This is a genomic window from Natronomonas sp. (assembly GCF_036625485.1).
GTDB lineage: Archaea > Halobacteriota > Halobacteria > Halobacteriales > Haloarculaceae > Natronomonas.
Window position 1 is genome coordinate 1 of record NZ_JAZKTR010000032.1, and the last position, 19,359, is coordinate 19,359.

Genomic DNA, 19,359 nt, shown 5'->3' on the forward strand with positions numbered 1-19,359 from the left:
ACGGCGGGGCCGACGGTGTCGGCGGTGACGGACGATAGCATCGGCGCGCGGACTTCGAGGGTGTATGCGAGGTCCCAGTCGTCGGTTTCGACGGCGGTCACCCGGCCGTCGAACTTCGTCGTCGTCACGTCGAACCACTTGCCGTCGCGCTCGAAGGCCTCGTGGCCCTCGAAGGAGCGGACGAACCGGTCCGGCAGGTCGTGTGTCATTACGACCGGATAGGGGAGTGACGTTCAAAAGGGCGTCGTGAGGTGGGCTGTCGGGGAGGGCTTACGGTGGCGTGGGTTACTCGCTGTCGTCGCCGTCGCCGTCGGGCGTCGGAACGAACGCCCCGTAGTCGTCGTAGGTGGCCGACGCCAGTCGGGTTCCGTCGATGGTCTGCAGGTAGATGGCGATCTCCCCCTGTTCGATGATCGATGGAATCGTCCCGCGTGCGTGCTGGAGGTCGTATCGGCCGGAGATGAGGATGATCGTGTCGCTATCGGGGTCGATGAGTTCGAGGACGAGGAAGGCCGATTCCTTGACTTCGCGTCGATAGACGAGGTATTCGGGGAACTCCCGGCCCTTGTAGGCGTCCTCGAAGTCCTCGGCGTGATTGTTCGGGAGGATGAACGCCAGGCCGGACAGTTCCTCCTCGTCGTCCTCGCGATTGGCGGGGTTGACGTGGAGGGTCGGCATCGAGACGACGTCCCAGCCTTCCTCGCGGCGCTCCTCGGCGATGGCTTCCATATCGTCGTTGGTCGCCTTCCACGCCTGCTTTTCCGGCGGCGTCTGGGGTCGAACCCCCGTCGGCATCTTGGCGGGATCAGGGTCAGGGTTGGGATTCGGGTTCATACTGGTATTGTGGCCAGCGGCCGGATAACTCTTAACTCTCGTGGCTGTCAGCGTGATGATGTGTTCGGTCCGAAGGTGCCAGAACGGACTGCTGTATTCTGTTACCGGCCATCACCAATACGAGTCGGCGATGACCGGCACTTCAGTACAGCGATCCGTATCAGACGACGCCGAAGACGGTCTCCATCAGATACGACAGCAGGAGGACGCCGACGCTTCCCCAGAAGAGCTTCCCCGCCGGGGAGAGTCGCCGGTCCGGCGGTGGGGGGCGGAGCCACCGAAGCGGCGGCAGTCGGCGGACGAACGCCTGAAACCGCGTCTGGTTCGGTGCGGCGGGGATCGAACCGCCCGGCGGCGAGACGCCGGACATCGTGTTCTGTTCGAGATCCTCCGGCGAGCCGGGCCAGAGCCGAACCGTCGAATACGCCATCAGCCCGAACCCAGCCAGAAACAACAGCGCCTTCACCCGGACGAACCCGCCGCCGGTCGCCACACCGAGGACGAACGCCACCACGGCCGTCACCACGACGACGACGGCGGCATACACCGCGGCATCGGCACAGACCAGTGCCGCGATTCGGAGACGGACGGCGAGGGATTCGTCACGGGACATACCCACCGGTTAGAGGTGCCGGTCCTCGAGGACCTGACCGGGAGAGCGGTACTCCTCCTGGTGGCGGTGACAGAGGCTGATCCGGCCGGTGTCGCTGACCTCGTAGTACTCGGGGTCCTCGGACTCACAGACGCTGCCGAACTCCGCACGAACCGTCTCGAGTGCGGCGGCCTCGTCGTTGTCCCGAACGTCGTCGGCGATGTCGTCGAGTACCGTCTGTACCTTCGGTGGCACCGAAACGTCCCCGAACAGTTCGTCGTAGATCTCCTCGATAGTCCCGAAGCGCGGCTCTTTGCCGAGGAGTTCGCCGACCCGGTCCCTGATCGTCCGCTCGGCGCGTTCGCGTTCCCGGAGTACCTCCCGAAGCGTGTTGAGTTGGGTCCAGAGTTCGTCGCTCAAATCCTCGTACTCGTCGGGGCGAATCCGTGCGGGACACCGGGTGCTGAACGGACAGCCATCCGGCGGATACCGGGGATTCGGCGGCGTCCCATGGAGCGTGATACGGCTCTTCTCGACGGTGGGGTCCGGTTCCGGAATCGCCGACAACAGCGCGTGCGTGTACGGGTTCGACGGATCGGCGAACAACTCCTCGGTGGGGCCGATCTCCATGATATGGCCGAGATACATCACCGCGACCCGGTCGCAGATGTGCCGAACGACCGAGAGGTCGTGGGCGATGAAGAGGTACGTCAGGCCGAACTCGTCCTGCAGGTCCTCCAGCAGGTTGATGACCTCCGCCTGCACGGAGACGTCGAGTGCCGAGACCGGTTCGTCGAGGACGATAAACTCAGGTTCGAGCGTCAGCGTTCGGGCGATGCCGATACGCTGGCGCTGGCCCCCCGAGAACTGGTGGGGATAGCGGTAGTAGTGTTCCTGCTGGAGTCCGACGGTTTCGAGCAACTCGCGGACGCGCTGGCGTCGCTCCTTCGGCGTCTTCCAGTCGTGGACGTCGAGCGGTTCGCGGACGATCTCGCCGACGGTCATCCGGTCGTTGAGGCTGGAGTCGGGGTCCTGGAACACGATCTGAGCGTTCCGTCGCCACCGCTGGAGTTCCGCGCCCGACAGCGTCGTGATGTCGGTGCCGTTGAACTCGATGTCGCCGCCAGTGGCCTCCTCGAGTTGCACGAGCGTCCGGCCGAGCGTGCTTTTCCCACAGCCGGATTCGCCGACCAGTCCGAGCGTCTCCCCGCGTTTGATGTCGAAGGAGACGCCGTCGACCGCCTTGACGGGGTTGCCGCCGAACAGGCTACTGTCGTCGTAGTAGGTCCGCAGGTTGCGGACGCGAACCATCACGTCGTCTTCGGGCGATGCTGCGGTCGTGTTCGGGGTTACGTCTGAACTCATCGACTCCCACCTCGGCTTTCCTTCCGGATGTGGTACTCGACGGCCTGCTCCGTCGACATCTCCTCGGGATACAGCAGACAGGCGGCGGTGTGGTCTGGATGGTCCTCGTCGACCTCCACCGACGCGGGATGGACGCGTTCGCAGTCCTCGAAGGCCTTCGGACACCGCGGCGCGAAGCGGCAGTCCGATGCCTTCTCGTTCGGCGTCGGGACGTTCCCCTCGATGGTTTCGAGGCGGTGGCCGGTCTGCTGGCCGGGAATCGACCGGAGCAACCCCTGTGTATAGGGGTGTTTCGGGTTGGCGAACAGCGACTCGGCGCCGGCCGTCTCCACGATCTCGCCGGCGTACATGACGTTGACCCGATCCGTGACCTCCGCGATGACACCCATGTCGTGGGTGATGAACATGATAGCGAGGTCCCGTTCCTCCTGCAACTCGGCGAGCAGGTCGAGGATCTGTGCCTGGATGGTCACGTCGAGCGCCGTCGTCGGTTCGTCACAGATGAGGACTTCGGGGTCACAGGCCAGCGCCATCGCGATGACCGCACGCTGGCGCATCCCGCCGGAGAACTGGTGGGGATACTCGCGGACGCGCCGCCGTGCGTCCGGAATCCCGACCGCTTCCAGCAGGCGGATGGCCTCGCGGGTCGCCGCCTGACCTTCGAGGTCCTGATGGAGATTGAGTGCCTCCTTGATCTGGTTACCGACGGTGTAGACGGGGTTGAGGCTCGTCAGCGGGTCCTGAAATACCATCGCGATCTTACCGCCACGGATGGCGCGCTGGGCTTTGCCGCTGAGTCGCGAGATCTCGATGAAGCCGGCTTCGATGCTTTCCGGCGATTCGGGGTCGCCTTCCGTGATGAATATGCAGTCGTTTTCGTCGACGAGATCCAACTCGTCACCGTAGCCGGCGGCGACGAAGTCTGCCACGGTCGCCTCCTCGGCGCTGTCGTAGCCGAAATCCGTCGGCGTCGCGTCGATACCCGACCGGTCGAAGAGGTCAGCGGCGTCGTACTGATCGGCAAGGGTGCCGATATCGACCGCCCGTTTCGGGAACCGCTCGGCGAACTCACGGACCGTCTCCAGATGGGTAAACCGGATGGTCGACCCCCGAAGGACCTGTCCGGGAGATTCGATGAGGCCCATAATCGAACGGGCCGTGACGCTCTTGCCGGAGCCGCTTTCGCCGACGATGCCGACCGTCTCACCGGGCGTGAGGTCGAAGGAGATCCCGTCGACCGCGCGGATGGTCTCCTTGTCGGTGAAGAACGCGGTCTGGAGGTTCCGAACCGTAACGATATCATCGGTTTGACCGGCCGGCCGTTCCTCCTGTCGCTCCATCGCCATCACCCACCACCTCCGGTGGCGGCAGCGTCGCCGCTGCCGACATCGCTTTCGGGGTCGATGGCGTCGCGGATACCGTCACCGAGGGCGTTGAACCCGGTGACGACGAAGACGATCATGACACCCGGGATCGTCGAGATGTGCCACGATGCCGTCGAGACGTACGAACGGCCCTCGGAGACGATACGCCCCCACTCCGGCGTCGGCGGGTTGATGCCGAGGCCGAGGAAGGAAAGCGCGGCGGTCGCGATGATGATACCGCCCAACAGTAGCGACGCGTAGATCATGATGTAACTCAGGATGTATGGAGCCATATGTTTCCGCATCGTCATGACCGGGCTCTGGCCGTAGCTCTTGGCGGCATCGACCCACTCCTGTTCGGCCACCTGCAGAGAGGGCCCACGTATCGACCGCCACAGCGTCGGCCAGTACACCCCCGCGAAGATGAGGGCCAACAGGAAGCCCCCGTCGTATATCTTCGATATCGGATGGTTCGCTTCCTGGAAGACCACGGACAGCAGCAACACCATCAGGAACGCCGGGATGGAGATGATGGTATCACTGGCGATGATGGTAAGGAGGTCGACCAGTCCCTTGTAGTAGGCCGTTACCAGCGATAGCACCAGCGCGATGAGCGTCCCGAGCCCGATGGCCGTGAGGCCGATAACTAACGACGTTCTGGCTCCATAGGAGATGATGGTAAACAGGTCCTTGCCGTCCTGGTTCGTTCCGAGCGGAGCCCACCGACCGAAGTCGTCGTAGCTTAGCGGCCCGACGTTGCTGCTTCCGCCCTGCGAACGGCTGTCGATGTTCGCCGTCCCGTGAGTGACCGTCTTGACCTCGCCGCCGTCGACGTACTGGATCTCGTGTTCGTACGGGCTATAGAGGTTCTGTTCGGCGGTGACGGGACCGAGCGCGGGCGCCCAGATGGCCATCACGACGAACGCGAAGACGACCACGAGGCCGAAGATGCCCCAGTAGTGGGTTCGGAAGCGGTTGATGCTGTCGTCCCGCGGCGTCCAGTCGGCCTCGCGGTAGTGTTCGCGGAAGATGTCGTAGCCCTTCCAGACCCACGCGAGAAGGAGGAACGCGTAGGCGTAGATGACGACCACGCGGAGCGCCCACGACCACGCGGGCGACAGACCCATGAACGTCCCTTCCCAGCCGCTCCCGTCCGGGTTCTGATAGCCCTGGTTCGGGATCGTCTCACGGCTGGTCAGCGTCTGCAGCGAGGCGACCGATTCGAGTCCGCCCTTGATCGTCGTGACGATGGCATCGAGAACGCCGCCGATCGGCGTCCAGACGACCAGCGCTGCGAGAACACCGAGGCCGAGTGCGATGATGGCACGCTCGATGATCTCCTTCTGGCCGGCACTGCGATCGATACCCAGCCTGTCGACGATAGAGACGGGGACGAGCAGCCACTTGACGACGATCGCAGCGAGGCCGAGCAACAACAGCGCCGTCAGCAGATACCCGATCGAACCGCCGATCGAACCGAGCGTCCCGGCGACGTTTCCTTCGACCCAACCCGGCCCCTTCGCGATACCGCTGATGAAGAACCAGACGGCCTCGCCCAAGGCGATGAAGCCTCTGGTGAACCGGCCGAGTTCGACGGCGACGAGGAGGGCGAACCCGACGAACCAGAGCAGCGCCGGTCGTGGGTTGGCAGCGATACGATCACGGAGCGTCATGTCGGTGTCAGTACTCATTGGTCGTACCCCACGCGCGGATCGAGAACCGTGTACAGGAGGTCCTGCAGGATGTTCAGCCCGATGATTATCAGCGTAAAGAAGAAGATGAGCGACCCGGCAAGCGGCAGGTCACCCTGAACGGCGGCCTGGAAGAACAGTTTCCCGATACCGTTGATGTTGAACACTTGCTCGACGATGACGGAACCGCCGATAAGCAGGAACGCCTCGTTGGTGATGATCGGGAGCAGCGGAATCAGCGCGTTTCGGAAGACGTGCTTCCAGACGATGACGCGGTTCGACAGCCCCTTCGCCTTGGCCGTCTCGACGTAGTTCGAATTGATCGTCTCCAGGACGGCCGTCCGGCCGATGCGGAGTTCGGAGGCCATCGAGGCCGACCCGAGGACGACCGCCGCCGGCAGGATTATCTTAATCGCGGCGGCCAGGGTCATCCACTCGAAGGAGATACCGGTCGGAATCGAGACGAGTCCGAGGTCGATAGAGCTAGTGATGTCGGCGAAATCCAGCGGCGGAGAGCCGATGAGGCTGCCAGTATCCGGCCCGAACGTGTACCAGTCGAATCCGAACCAGCCGCCACCGTCCGTCCGTCGAAGCACCGTTAACAGCATGATAGCCAGCCAGAAGTTCGGCATCGCAAGCCAGACGATACCGCTGAAGGACGCGACGTAGTCGCCCCAGCTGTTCGGGTTCAGCCCGGCGTAGAAGCCGAGCGGGATACCGATGAAGAGCGGCAGGAGGATGGCCCAGAACCCGAGCCACAGGGTCCGAGGACCGAACAGGCGAATCAGCGTCGTGACCTCTCGGTTCGGGTGAAGAACCCACGATTGTCCGAGCTGGAAGGTGATGAGGTTGGTAACGAAGTCGATGTACTGTTTCCAGAGTGGCTCGTTCAGGCCGAGTTGTTCCCGTATCGCCTGTGCATCCGCCCCTGCCCCCTCCGGTCCCAACATCGCTGCGACCGGGTCGAGCGGCCCCATCCGAAGGACGACGAAGATGACCGTCATCACGAGGAAGAGGACGGGAATCGAAAGGAGGAGCCGCTTGAGGAAGTATCTCCAGCGGCTCACCGTCGATCACTGCTCCATTCAGTCGACATATTTTGAGCTATTCGGTGGATATACATTGGAGGTTCTTAGGTACCGTGGTTTCACGGCAGCTTACTGGTGGAATCGGAACAATTGGCTAGCTATGCGTCCGCGAAAAAACGGCAGTGAGGGGATCTACTCGTCGTTGCCTTCGAGGCCGACCTGCCAGTCGAGGTAGTAGCCGTCCGTCTCCTGGGGCATGACGCTCGTGTCGGTGTTCTCCGGCTCGAAGCCGAACAGACCGTATGCGGGGTCGACCCAGCTCCAGATCCAGCCGAGCGAGTAGAACTCGAGGTCGCCGGACTGGCCGCGCTCGATGAGCGTGCCGAACGGCGCCTCCTCGAGTTCGAGGCTGATGCCCGTGCCGTCGAGCTTGTCGCGGGTCAGCCGACCGAACTCCTGGAAGACTTCCGACTCGTAGGTGGTCAGCGTCATCTCGAAGGGGTCGTCGCCCGTGAAGCCGGCCTCTTCGAGGGTACTGCTCGCGGAGCCACGGTCGGTCTCGTTGGTACCGTAGGGCCACGCGTCGACCCAGTCGTTGTAGCCGTCGGGACCTTCGGGCCACATGGCCGGCGGCGTGAAGCTGTACGCAGGTGCACCACGACCCTTGAAGACCTGGTCGATGAGTTCCTGGTGGTCCGTGACGTAGGCGACTGCCTGCCGGACCGCCTTCGGGACCTGTGGGACGTTCCAGGCGACATAGAAGACCGTCAGCTCGGGGACGCCGAGGTAGTTGACGGTATCGCCGTTCTCGAGGGGGCCGTAGGTACCGACGTCGCGGTTGCGGTCGTCCTTCTCGGCGTCGACGTTGTCCGGTTCGTAGAACGCCGTCGGGATGCCGAAGAGGTCGAGGTTCCGCTCGTTGATAGCCGTCCAGTAGGCGTTGTCGTCCTCGATGATGTTCCAGTGAACCGCATCGAGGTTCGCGCTATCGCCGTGGTAGCCGTCGAAGCGAGTGACTCGAGCCTCGTCGTCCGGCACCCACGCGTCGAACTCGAACGGACCCGTACCGTTCGGGTCGCCATCCCCGGTCGAGAACTCTTCCTGGCTGTACTCGCCGTCGTAACCCTCGATGTCGCCGACGTAGCCCTCCGGAACCGCGGCGAAGGAGTCGTACGCCAGGATGTCGAGTGCGGCCGGCTGGGCCTCCTGCAGCGTGACCTCGAACTCGTAGTCGCCCGTGACCTCGATGGCCAGCGAGTCGGGTTCCACGTTCCCCTCGTCGTCCGTCTCGTGTTCGACGGCGAGGAACCCGGAATCGAGGATGAAGTTCGCACGCTGGCTGTTCGGGGACTCGGCGAGGCGCCGCCAGGCGTACTTGAAGTCGGACGCCTGCAGTTCCTTGCCGCCGTGGAACTCGACGCCTTCCTTGATGGTGAACGTGTAGGTCAGCAGGTCGTCGGAGATGTCGACCTCCTCGACCAGCTGATTTTCGACTTCGGCGACCCCGTTGGGGTAGTTAACGAGGTTCTCGTACATCTGCTGGATGACGACCGCCGAGGCGGTGTCGGTCGACTGGATCGGATCCAGCGAGGACATCGTCGCGTTCCGGAGGTTCAGGACGTTCTCGTCCTTCTCGTCCGAGGAGGTATCGACGGAGGTGTTGTTGTGCTGGACGCGGTGGCCGCCGAGGGCGCCGCGCTTGGGCACGTCGACCCAGTCGTACCAGAAGACTTCACCGAGGCGGTGATACAGCGGCAGCAGCACCATATCGTCGCGTACCGCTTCCTCGATCTCCACGAACGCCTCGGTACGGATGTCCTCCGCATCGGGTTCGGGGTTGTTCGTGACGGTCTCCCAGGCCTCTTGGGCCTTCTGGGCTTCCGTCGTATAGACGGTCTCGTCTGCGGGGGTATCGGTGGGCGTATCATCATCGCCGTTGCCGTTACCGTTGCCGTTGCCGTTGCCGTTGCCGTTACCGCTGTCACCACAGCCAGCGATAGCGACGGCACCGGCGGTACCGCCAGTCGCCTTCAGGAACGTCCTCCGTGAAAGGGAGTCTTTTTCTGACATCTCGTCTGTCCCATATCCCTCTTCCGTTATAAATCCGAGGGAAAAACCGCTAGAGTAAGCCGGGTGTTACCCCGACGATGTACCCTCGACTCGATGCAGGAGTCATAAAACACCCGGAGAGCCACGTAGCGTTGAGAGGCAATTGTTACCCAAAGAGGTGTTTTTAAACATATAATCAAGTTTGGGCGCCTACATGTAGCCGTAATCTGGAGGAATGTTCATTTCAACTCGGAGTCGCGGGCGGACGGCGGTTTACTGCCCTAATTCGTCAGTTGCCGTTCGATTATTAGAGGAAAGGGATTCGAATCGAAACCGAACGTGCTCGCTCGCCTCGTCCGCTGTGTGCGACTGGTAGGGTTCGACCTCCGAACACTCCGGACGCTCACGAGAGTTCGCACCGCTTCGCTGTCGCTACGCGGTGCTCACGGTATGTTCACGACTCGCAAACCTCACGACTCGCTCCGTTCGCCGCTCGGTATTTTCGAGACTCCTCACTACGTTCGGAGTCTCGCTATGCGAGGGGAGGGATTCGAACCCACGGACCCCTACGGGAGCGGATCTTAAGTCCGCCGCCTTTGTCCTGACTCGGCCACCCTCGCTGGTACGTTCCGAGGCACGTCGCGCCTCGTGCATCACCACGTCGGCGTGTCCGTTGCAAAGGCGTTACGGTGCCCGACCGAGCGCTACCAGTCGACCGAAAGCGTCCCGTCGCCGTTCGGGTCCGGCGCGATCTCCTCGTTCGTCCGCCGGTCGATGACGTGGATGACGCCACGGTCCTTCTTGGCAGGACAGGCTTCAGCGGCGCTGACGTTGTGGTCGAGGTCGGACTCGTCGAAGAAGTACACATCCGGCTTGGCGATACCCGTCGTGATATCCATCTCCCAGTTGACGGAGACCTCCGCGCATTTGCCCGCCGCGATGCACTTGTTCGCCTCGAAGATGATCTTGTAGGGTGCCTCCTCGATGGGTGGTGCGTCCCCTTCCCCGATATCGCTCGGATCGATGGGCTCGTCGGCCATACACGTACTCGGGGACCAGTGGTTTTGGGTGTAACGACTACGGCGTGACGGACCCGTCTGGTGATGCCGCGGACTCGGCTGCCGCCTGCTCCAGTTTTCGAAGCCGCTCCGGCAGGCCGATAGCATAGACCGTCTCGCCGGCCTGGAGCGTCCGGGCGCGCCGCGGTATCGCCTCGATATCGCCGTCGGCCGTCTGGACCGCAATGACCGAAACGTCCAGCGCACCCACGACGCTCCGTGCGAGCGTACTGCCTTCGCGAACCGCCACGACGCCCATCGTCTCGGCGGCCGACCGGAGCTGAGCCGCGAACTCCCGGTCGACGCGGGCTTCGACCGGCAGCGTGACCAGCCGATAGCGCGCCTCAGTGTCGATTCGCTTTGCCTCCTCTTCGTCCATCGCCAGCGTCGCCACGTCCTCTGCAGTCCCCCGGAGTTCGGCGTTCGTGATCCGCTCTGGAGCGGTCTCGCTTTCGGCGTCGCCAGTCGTCCAGACCTGTACGACATCGCCGGGGCTGGCGTTGTTCGGGGGGTCGGCCTTGAGGGCGACGGCGGCACTGCCCGGCGGGAGAGTCGGCCCGATACCCGCCTCCCGACTGCCGAGAGCGAGGTACTCGATCTCGGCCGTCTCGGTGAGTTCGACATCGACGTGGCCGACGCCGTAATCCGTCTGTAACCGCTCGATGAGTCGCTCCCGGAGTTGCTCGACGGTGAGCCGCCGGGGGAACAGCAGCGTCTGGCCCGCGAGTTTCTCCTTTATCTCTGGGTCGACCGGGTTGTAGCCGTCGATGTCGTTGATCTCGTCCGGCACTTCGACGGTCGTTACCCGACCGACGGTTTTGACGATGCGGCTGAGGTCGGCCTCGACGGATTTCCCTCCCGAGACCGCGAAGAGGCCGACGCCGGTTCGGTCCCCGAGGCGGCCGCCAGCCGCCGCTGCGAGACCGGCCACGAAGAACGTGATCACGTTGAAGACGGCGGTTTCGGGCGCCAACAGGTCGCGCTGGCCGACGATGACCTGCCCGAGCGCACCGGAGGTGTTCAGGTATAACGCGACCGCACTGAGGCCGACCAGCACCGCCAGTCCCTCCGGCACCCGGTCGTTGACCTGCCAGCGATGAAGGAGGCCGACGCCGGCGCCCATCAATCCTGCCAACATGACAAGCACGATGCCGAGGGCGACATCGACCAGTAAGTCACCGGCGGTGAACTGCAACGCGAACCTCACGCGACCACCTCCTGGAAGCTGTTCAGGGCCTCGTGTCTCCCGGCGACGAACAGGTCGTCACCCGCCGTCAGTTCCGTGTCGCCTCGGGGGGCGACCTCCCAGCCGTCCGGTCGCTTGACCGCCAGCACGGCGACGTCGTGGACCTCCCGGACGTTGATCGCCGCCAGCGTCACCCCGTCGAGGTCGCTGTCCGGCTTGACCGTGAGCTTCCGGAACCGCTTGCCGGCCCGTCGAAGCAGCGAGATGAGTTCGAACTCCCGGCGCGTCCCGCGGGCCGTCACCACGACCGTCCCGCGCTGGATGCTCAGCAGTTTCTCGGCGTCCGACCGCGGGACGGCGACGGTTATCCGGCCTTCGCCGCCGGTCGTCGTCGGCGCGGCGACGGGCGCTGGCGGCGCGTCGCCGGCCGCCGTCCCCCCGTCGGTCGCCGCTTTCTCCTCCTTCTTGCCGGATCGAGCGGCGATGACCGCACCCTCGACGACGAGGTCATCCGAGAGGACCAGTACCTCGTCGCCGCGGGCCAGCCCTGTCGGCACGAGCGCGTCTATCGAGACGGCCCGGTGGCCGGCAGGTACTCGCTTGGAGATGCCCGACAACGGCGGCGCGGCGATGACCGTCGCCTTGCCCCGTTCGTCGATGCGGACCGACACGTCCACGAGGTCCAGGTCAGTCTTCAGGCGCTCGACGAACCGCGATTCCAGTTCCGAGATCGGGATGTCTGCCGGAAACCGCCAGTCCCCGTTCTTGATGGCCTCCCGGGTCGCCTCCGAGACGGGCGGATACCCCTCCATGTCGATGACTTCGCCGACGACCTCGACTTCCACTTCGCCACGTGAGCCGACGAATTCGACCACGTCGCTGGAGAGAGTGCGTTCGCGGAGCCGTTTGAACGAGAGCCGTCGCGGGAACTCCGCGCCCATCTTGTCGCCCTTCGCGTGGGCGTAGAGCGACAGCATCAACACGACCAGCAGTGCGACGACGATACGAAAGCCCGACTCGGTGACCGCTGGGTCGGAAAGCGCCAGTAGACCGCCATTGATACCCGCAAGCGCCAAGGCGAGGACGACGACCCCGAACGCGGGGATGGAGACGCCGGTGAAATACCGGACGATGAACCCCAGCCCCCACGCGACCAAGGCCGGAAACATCCCCGTGAGAACCCCGAGATAGATACCGAGAAGGATCTCGACCGGTAACGCCTGTACCATGACCGATGCAGACGACGCCCCGCGTTAAACCACTACCGCCACGGGTAGGACACCCATACCGGCGGCGAAACACCAGGCGAACGGTGGGGTTTTATCCGGGGCGGAACGACAGCGCAAGCATGGTGGCCGAGTCGGACGACGGAACGGGACCTTCGAGACTCCTCCGGACGAAAGCGGCGGTGCTTCTGACCTCGCTGGTCGCGATCCTGTCGGTCATCACCGGCATCGTGAACATCGGGACCATGGAGGTGACGGGGCTGTCGGCCGTGTACATCCCCGAGGCCGTTGCCCGAACCGCCGGATTCACCGGCGCGATGACCGGCTTTCTCATGCTGCTCAGCGCCTACGGCCTCCGCCGCGGCTACCGGATGGGATGGTACACGACCGTCGTCCTGTTGCCGGTGACGGCACTACAGGGACTGGCCCAGTCGAGCGTCTTCTCGTATCCGCTGGTGGGCCTGTCGGTGCTGACGATGCCGACCGTTCTCGTCAACCGGGACTACTTCACCCGGCCGCTGGACCTCAACCTGAGGCAGTTGGCCTCGCTGTCGGCCGTCCTCGGCGTGCAGGTCTACGGCACGGTCGGCGCCTACGCGCTCCGCGAGGAGTTCAACGGCGTCAACACCGTCCTCGACGCGTTCTACTTCACCATCGTCACCGCCTCGACGGTCGGATACGGCGACATCACCGCCACCAGCCAGTTCGGTCGCCTCTTCTCGATGTCGGTGCTGATCACCGGCGTGGCCAGTTTCGGTGTCGCCCTCGGTACCCTGCTCGGCCCGCTGATCGAAGCCCGCCTCGCAACCGCACTTGGAAACATGAGCGACAAACAACTCGACCTGCTGGAGAACCACTACATCGTCATCGGCTACGGCGATCTAACCGAACCGATCCTCGAGAGCCTCGGCGACAGACAGGCCGTCGTCATCACCCGCGATTCGGAAAACGCCAAACATCTCCGTGACCGTGGGTTCGAAGTCGTCACTGCCGATCCAAGCGACGAGGAGCCGCTACATCGATTGCATATCGAACGCGCACGTGGACTCATCGCCGCGACCAACGACGACGCGCAGGACGCGATGACCATCCTGACCGCTCGGGAGTTGAACCCGGACCTCCGTATCGTCGCCGCGGCGACCGACCGCGAGAACGTCAGCAAACTCCGCCGGGCCGGCGCCGACATCGTCCTTAGCCCGGCGGTGCTCGGCGGCCGACTGCTGGTCGAATCAGCGTTCGGCAACGACGAACCCGAACGGATGGTCGAGGAACTGCTCGGCGACGAGCACCGTCGGCAGAACGAGTAGCGACTTACCGCGCGCCGCGCGGGTGGTCGCGGCCGGCGTGTTTGGCTTCCAGCACCGCACCAGCAGCGAGTTCCTGTGCGAGCGATTCGGCCTCGCCATCACCGAGTTCGAACCCCGCAGAGACGACCTTCCCGACGGGCGGTTGGACCGCCACGCGCGCCTGGAGACCGGTGTCGTCGCCGGCGATCTCGCCCCCGACGACGAAATCGTCGGCGAGTAGATCCCGGGTCGAGGAAGCGATATCGACGAGTTCGCGCCGCAGCGCGCGGCGGTCCTCGGAGGTAGGCGTCGGTTCGGAGCGGCCGGAGTGGGGCGCGTTTCCGTGCATTTGAACGTGGTCCGGTTACACCGTTGGCCTTCAAAAACCCGTCGGCTCGTGTGTGGATAGTTGTCAGGGAGTTAGCTGCCGGCTGACTTCTTGTCGAGGCCGGCCGACTGGATGTCCTCGCCTTCGACCGACGAGCGGAGCGCGTCCATCCCGTCGTCGCCGGAGATGTCGAAGTTGTTCTCGTAGAGCTCCTGGACGCGTTCGTACTCCTCGTCGGACAGCGGCGGTACCTCGCTGGCGGCCGCCCACTCGTCGATGTCCTCGCGGGTGCGGAACGTGGGCGTGACCGACGCCACAGGGTCGTGGTAGAGCAGCCACTGGAGGCTGGCCTGGGCCATCGTCCGTTCGCCGTCGCGTTCCAGGAAGCGGATCGTTTCGAGTTTCTCCCAGCCCGTCTCGTACCACTCGTCAGGACGGTAGGCGCGGTGGTCGCCCTCGTCGAGTTCCGTCTCGGGAGTGACCTGCTCGTTCAGTAGGCCCGAGGAGTGGGGGACGCGTGGAATCAGGCTCGTCGAGGAGCCCGTCCGTTCGATGGTATCGAGGAAGTGGTTGCCGACCTCCTGTTCGAAGAGGTTCCAGACCAACTGGACCGATTCGAACTCCTCTTCGATGGCGAGGTCGCCCTCGGCGAGCCAGCCGATCGAGGGCCCCAGCGCGATGCCGATGGCGTCGGCGCGGCCCTCTTCACGAACCTCGTCGAGGAACTCCAGTACGTCGGCGTCGATCTCGTCGACGTTGGCGTTGTGCAACTGGAGCATCTCGACTTTCTCCATGTCGAGGCGGTCCAGCGACTTCTCGAAGGCGTCTTCGAGGTACTCGCGGTTCATCTCCTTGGGCAGTTCGCCGTGGCCCGCCTGCGGGTTGTTATAGAAGTCGTAGCCGATCTTCGTCGCGACGCTGACCTCGTCGCGAACCGGTGCGAGCGCCTTCCCGACCAGTTCCTCGGAGTTACCGTGGCCGTAGACGTCGCCCGTGTCGAAGTAGGTGATACCCTGGTCGACGGCGTACTGCAGCATGTCGATGGCCTGCTGTTCGGTGCGGTCGCCCCACCAGTCGGTGCCGACCGTCCAGGCACCGAAGCCGATTTCCGAAACCTCCACGTCGGAGTCGCCCAGCGTCCGATAGTTCATGTCCCCTCATTAGGCGTTGGTCCACTTATCGCTCGTGGTTCGTCCCGTCGGATTGGACGGTACCCGAGGATATTTTAGGGACCCACGGGTTACGGCCCGATTTCGTCCTCGTTGCCCGGCCTGATGGATTCTCATGGAGTCTTGTAACGATGTATCACCCATCGCTGACGCGTACCGGCGATGGCCGCTAAAAGACTACAACACTCCGTATCAGGGGACGGCGGTCGTTCGAGTCTGCCTCAATAACAACCCATAACACCATCCCGCCCACTCCATTCCACAATGACCAAGCGTCACGTTTCTTTGCCGGCGGAGGCCGAGGAAGGCCTTCAAGCGTTCCTCGAGGAGGTCGACCATCGGTTATCGAGCGACGAGGACACCTGTGACGTGGTCGAGGACGTCCTCATCGATCTCCACGGCGACCGGGACGCCTACGAGCGCTGGCAGGCCGGCGAGGACGTTTCGCCCGCCGAACGCGTACGGCTACAAGGATACAATCCCTGCAACGCGACGCTGGAGAGCGAATACTACGCCGAGAAGGACGAGGAGAAGTTCCAGCAATCGAAACACCTGCAGTGGCTCTGGCGCCAGTTCGACGCCACGCCGATGGCCGACAACGTCGAGTTCGCGCTCCGCTTCCGGCAGATGCTCGCCAACCACCTCTTCGAGGAGTGTGGCGACAACTGCCGGTTCTTCAAAGGGATCTCCTTTACCTACGGCCACAACATCTCCATCGGTGACAACGTCGTCGTCCACGACGACGTCCACCTCGACGACCGCGGGAAACTCACGGTCGGCGACCGCGTCTCCATCTCCGACGGCGTCCACGTCTACAGCCACGACCACGACATCGTCGACCAGACCGACGTGGAGAACTTCCACACCATCATCGAGGACGACGCCCGCGTGACCTACGACGCGATGGTCCGGGCCGGCGTCAAGGTCGGCGAGAACGCCATCGTCGGCTCCCGTGCGGTCGTCCAGTCGGACGTACCCGCCCACCACGTCGTCGTCGGATCGCCCGCGAAAAGCGTCCGCATCAAACCCGGCTGGGAGGACGTCGCCGAGCCCGTCGACGCCGACCACCCGAACGAACGCGAAAGCCGGAAGATACCCTACGAACTGCCCGACGACCTCGACCGATTCGACGAGTTCCAGCGGAACCGCCAGCCGCCGAGCGGCCGCTGACCGACGACCGCTGATTTTCAGCCCCGATACTCGCGGTAGCCTTCCCAGAGGAGTCCGATACCCGAACCCGCCATGCCGAGCGTGGCGACCACACCCGGCAGGCCGAACCACGGCGGGAAGACGAAGCCGAGCCACGATTCGACGAAGGCGATCGTGTCGCTGACTACGCTGCTGTGTCCCCTGCCTTCGAGGTTATCGCCGGGCGGTACGTCCTCCGGTTCCTCGCTGAGGTTCCGATCGGGCCCGAGGCGGTCGGCGTCGTAGACGATACCCCGGGGCTCGCTGCTGAGGTCGTGGCCCCAGACCACGTCACCGTTCTCGTCGACCTCGATGACCCGGAAGTTCCGCGAATCGACGATGAGCGTGTTGCCGTTCGGCAGGCGGTCGGCATCCCGGGGCCACTGGAGTCGGTCGCTCGTGCTCGGACCTTCGTAGCGCCAGACCTCGTCCATCGTCTCGTCGTACTCGACGACCCGGTTGTTCTCGCTGTCGGCCACGATGACGTGGCCGTGTTCGTCGAGGTAGTTGGGGTCGTGCTGTTCGTACATGGTGCTGTGGTCGCCGGGTTCGCCGATGACCTCGACCACCTCGTTCGTCTCAGGGTCGACCTCTACGAGCACGTCGAAGTTCCGGATAGACATCAGGAAGTTGCCGTTCTCCAGTCGGTCGACGTCGTTCATGTGCGTCCAGTCCTGTGCAGGGCCGGTGTAGTTGTGGCTCTCCCGGGAGGTTCCCTCGACGTGTTCCTCCCAGAACTCGGTGCCCTCGTCGAGGTGTTCGACGGCGGACCACTCCCACGTGACCTCACCCTCCTGATTCACGGTGAAGGTGCGGTCCTTGCCCATGTCGATGATGACCGTCTCGCCGTTCGGCAGTCGGTCGGCATCGTGGACCTCGTGGTACGTGACGAACACGTCGTACCACGTGTAGGCCCACACGCGCTCGTTGGTCTCGGGGTCGATCTCCTCGACGACGTTCCGAATACAGTGGTCACTGCGGCTCTCGGTGTTCTGGTACTCCTCGGGACACTCCGAGTTCGGAACGCGCTGGCCGTAGGAGACCATCACGTTGCCGTTGTCCAGATACTCGCCGTCGAAGACGGCGGCGTTTTCGGGTTGGTACTCCCACGTTCGCTCGCCGTCCTCGTCGACGATGAACACGTCGCCGTTGTGGTTGCCGAACCAGCCGTAGGCCTGCACCGTGATAAGAGTCTCACCCGGGTATGGTTCACCCTCTTCGACCCGAACCGTATCATCGGCAGTGACCGCGAGGAGGCCGAGAGCGCCGATACAGAGGAGGAGGACCCCAGTCAGGACGATGACGCGCCGACGTCGCATATCTCAACCAACCGACGGGACCCAAAAGCCTTGCCGGTTCGAACGCGTCGCTTTTCCCGCTGGACGTGAACCTCCGCCCATGCGGAGCGTCGCCATCAACGTCGGTGCCAACACGAACGAACCGGGCTTCCGGGGCCCCATCTACCCCGACGGCCGCTTCGAGTACGTCCCGATTCCCGAATCCGCCCCGACCCGCGAGGATGCGACGGTCCCGACCTATGCGGATCTGGACCTCTCGGTCGACACCAGCGACGTGGCCGACACGCCCGTGCATCTGGACCCCACCTTCGCCCAAGTCCACGACTGCGAGCGCTACACCTACGGTGACCCCCACGGCGTGAAGGCCCGACCACTGCTCGACCTCGATGTCGGCGACTACGTCTTCTTCTATGCCACCCTCACGACCGCCGCCGGGGAACCTGCCGACTGGATCGCTCCCGAGTGGGGCACCTACCTCATCGGCCACTTCCGGCTGGAACGGGACCCCCTGAGCGCCGCCGACTACCGCGAGGCCAGCGACGCCGAACGCGCCCTGTTCAGTAACAACGCCCACGTGAAACGCGACCCCTTCGACGCCGAAGTGCTCTTATACGGCGACGGCGCCGGCTCGGAACTCTACGACTGCGCGATTCCCCTCTCGACTCGCGAGGCGGGCGTCGATGCCAACCGACTCGTCACCGACCTCTCCAGTGACTCCGGGAAGGGCCCCTGGTGGCGCCGCCCGATGAAGTTCGACCGCGAGGCCACCGAGGAACTCCTCGCGATCCGGGATTCCGGCGCCTACGAGCGGGCTTTTGAATAAGAAGCCGCGTTTCGGCCAGCCAACAGGTGGCCAGCAAGGATTTATTGCCCCATCGGTTAGCGACGGGGCACACATGACCGACAGATCCAGCGGCCTTCGACCGGTTTCGGCGCCCGAGGCCTCGACCGTCCGGACCCTCGTTCGAGCCGGTCTGGCCCTCGTGGGCCTGCTCGTCATCGTCGGCCTCCTGGCCGTAACGCCCGGCATCGACCGCCTGCTCGCGGGACTGGTCGTCCCACCGTGGGCACTCGGCCTCGCCGTCGTGACGCTGCTGGTCGTCGGCGTCCTGCTGTGGGTCGCCCCTGAAGTCGAACGCGCCGCCTTGGAGTCGTTCGATGGCCCCGAAACCACCGTCGAGAACGCCGCCGCGGCCGCCAAACTCCTCGTCGGCTTCCTCGCGGTCGCCATCGCCTATCGCGGCTTCGCACCCGCCGTGACGCCGGCCTTCCGGGCCTTCGACATCGGCGGCGTCTACCACCTCGGGTTCCTCGTCGTCGGCCTCGTCGTCCTCGCGGCCTTCGCCCGACGACTCTATCGCTGCTGGGAGCCCGTGACCGAGATGCTGACCGAGTACGTCGTCGACGCGAACGATGCGGAGACTCAACGGGTTTCGGCGGAGCAATAGAGACAGCGCTAACGGGCGATTCTTCGTAGAGGTTCGTTCACGGGTCGCTTCGCTCCCCGTTCACACTTCCGAGGCCTCGCTTCGCTCGGCCTCGCTATGCGCCGTCCGGGATTCTCGCGAGCGTAGCGAGCGAGAAGTCGGACGGCAAACGACCGCAGGGAGTGTGTTCACGGGTCGTTTCACTCCCCGTTCACGTCCCCGAGGGCTCACTTCGTTCCCCCTCGCTATGCGCCGTCCGGGAATTGAACC

18 protein-coding genes and 1 tRNA gene are annotated in these 19,359 nt (G+C 64.2%); 4 read left to right on the forward strand and 15 right to left on the reverse strand.

Annotated elements, in window-relative coordinates; all coding sequences use genetic code 11:
- From V5A53_RS05105 to V5A53_RS05160, 12 genes are all read right to left on the reverse strand, one after another.
- Positions 1-209 (reverse strand): DUF5813 family protein (locus V5A53_RS05105; RefSeq protein ID WP_332312497.1); only part of this gene is annotated, 209 nt, incomplete at its 3' end.
- 76 nt (positions 210-285) lie between these two features.
- Positions 286-834 (reverse strand): DUF7529 family protein, encoded by a 549-nt coding sequence (locus tag V5A53_RS05110; RefSeq protein ID WP_332312498.1) that lies wholly within the window; start codon positions 832-834, stop codon positions 286-288.
- Between the two features lie 160 nt (positions 835-994).
- Positions 995-1,447, reverse strand: a complete 453-nt coding sequence (locus V5A53_RS05115) for a DUF7555 family protein (RefSeq protein WP_332312499.1) — start codon at positions 1,445-1,447, stop codon at positions 995-997.
- A gap of 9 nt (positions 1,448-1,456) precedes the next feature.
- The gene (locus V5A53_RS05120; protein ID WP_332312500.1) at positions 1,457-2,791 is read right to left on the reverse strand and encodes an ABC transporter ATP-binding protein; all 1,335 of its coding nucleotides are present in this window, start codon (positions 2,789-2,791) and stop codon (positions 1,457-1,459) included.
- Entirely contained in the window at positions 2,788-4,137 is a 1,350-nt protein-coding gene (locus tag V5A53_RS05125; protein WP_332312501.1) for an ABC transporter ATP-binding protein, read from the reverse strand. Before V5A53_RS05125 ends, V5A53_RS05120 begins: the two co-directional genes overlap by 4 nt.
- Positions 4,137-5,846: an ABC transporter permease gene (locus tag V5A53_RS05130; RefSeq protein WP_332312502.1), complete on the reverse strand. Its 1,710-nt coding sequence runs from the start codon at positions 5,844-5,846 to the stop codon at positions 4,137-4,139. Before V5A53_RS05130 ends, V5A53_RS05125 begins: the two co-directional genes overlap by 1 nt.
- The gene (locus V5A53_RS05135; RefSeq protein ID WP_332312503.1) at positions 5,843-6,913 is read right to left on the reverse strand and encodes an ABC transporter permease; all 1,071 of its coding nucleotides are present in this window, start codon (positions 6,911-6,913) and stop codon (positions 5,843-5,845) included. Before V5A53_RS05135 ends, V5A53_RS05130 begins: the two co-directional genes overlap by 4 nt.
- 153 nt (positions 6,914-7,066) lie before the next feature.
- Positions 7,067-8,944, reverse strand: a complete 1,878-nt coding sequence (locus tag V5A53_RS05140; RefSeq protein ID WP_332312504.1) for an ABC transporter substrate-binding protein — start codon at positions 8,942-8,944, stop codon at positions 7,067-7,069.
- A 514-nt stretch (positions 8,945-9,458) separates the two neighbouring features.
- A tRNA-Leu gene (locus tag V5A53_RS05145) sits at positions 9,459-9,543 on the reverse strand.
- An 84-nt stretch (positions 9,544-9,627) separates the two neighbouring features.
- Positions 9,628-9,963 carry a ferredoxin gene (locus tag V5A53_RS05150; RefSeq protein ID WP_332312505.1) on the reverse strand — a complete coding sequence of 112 codons (336 nt, stop codon included), beginning with the start codon at positions 9,961-9,963 and terminating at the stop codon, positions 9,628-9,630.
- Positions 9,964-10,000: 37 nt separating this feature from the next.
- The gene (locus V5A53_RS05155) at positions 10,001-11,188 is read right to left on the reverse strand and encodes a potassium transporter TrkA (protein ID WP_332312506.1); all 1,188 of its coding nucleotides are present in this window, start codon (positions 11,186-11,188) and stop codon (positions 10,001-10,003) included.
- Positions 11,185-12,396, reverse strand: coding sequence for a potassium channel family protein (locus V5A53_RS05160; protein WP_332312507.1), 1,212 nt, complete (start codon positions 12,394-12,396; stop codon positions 11,185-11,187). Before V5A53_RS05160 ends, V5A53_RS05155 begins: the two co-directional genes overlap by 4 nt.
- A gap of 119 nt (positions 12,397-12,515) precedes the next feature.
- Between V5A53_RS05160 and V5A53_RS05165 the strand changes: the two genes are divergently transcribed.
- Positions 12,516-13,700: an NAD-binding protein gene (locus V5A53_RS05165; protein WP_332312508.1), complete on the forward strand. Its 1,185-nt coding sequence runs from the start codon at positions 12,516-12,518 to the stop codon at positions 13,698-13,700.
- A gap of 4 nt (positions 13,701-13,704) precedes the next feature.
- Here the strand turns inward: V5A53_RS05165 and V5A53_RS05170 are convergent, their stop codons facing one another.
- Together V5A53_RS05170 and V5A53_RS05175 are read right to left on the reverse strand one after the other, a co-directional pair.
- Positions 13,705-14,028: a DUF5811 family protein gene (locus V5A53_RS05170; RefSeq protein ID WP_332312509.1), complete on the reverse strand. Its 324-nt coding sequence runs from the start codon at positions 14,026-14,028 to the stop codon at positions 13,705-13,707.
- A gap of 71 nt (positions 14,029-14,099) precedes the next feature.
- On the reverse strand, positions 14,100-15,158 hold the full coding sequence (locus V5A53_RS05175) for an aldo/keto reductase (protein ID WP_332312510.1): 1,059 nt from the start codon (positions 15,156-15,158) through the stop codon (positions 14,100-14,102).
- 282 nt (positions 15,159-15,440) lie between these two features.
- On the opposite strand from V5A53_RS05175, the gene V5A53_RS05180 reads away from it, so the two are divergent.
- Complete coding sequence (locus V5A53_RS05180; RefSeq protein WP_332312511.1) at positions 15,441-16,346, forward strand: acyltransferase; 906 nt, start codon at positions 15,441-15,443, stop codon at positions 16,344-16,346.
- A 17-nt stretch (positions 16,347-16,363) separates the two neighbouring features.
- Here V5A53_RS05180 and V5A53_RS05185 read toward each other — a convergent pair whose 3' ends face one another.
- Positions 16,364-17,683 (reverse strand): arylsulfotransferase family protein, encoded by a 1,320-nt coding sequence (locus tag V5A53_RS05185; RefSeq protein ID WP_332312512.1) that lies wholly within the window; start codon positions 17,681-17,683, stop codon positions 16,364-16,366.
- 79 nt (positions 17,684-17,762) lie between these two features.
- Between V5A53_RS05185 and V5A53_RS05190 the strand changes: the two genes are divergently transcribed.
- Positions 17,763-18,485, forward strand: a complete 723-nt coding sequence (locus V5A53_RS05190) for a hypothetical protein (RefSeq protein WP_332312513.1) — start codon at positions 17,763-17,765, stop codon at positions 18,483-18,485.
- A 73-nt stretch (positions 18,486-18,558) separates the two neighbouring features.
- Positions 18,559-19,110 (forward strand): hypothetical protein, encoded by a 552-nt coding sequence (locus tag V5A53_RS05195; RefSeq protein WP_332312514.1) that lies wholly within the window; start codon positions 18,559-18,561, stop codon positions 19,108-19,110.
- Positions 19,111-19,359: the final 249 nt, after the last annotated feature.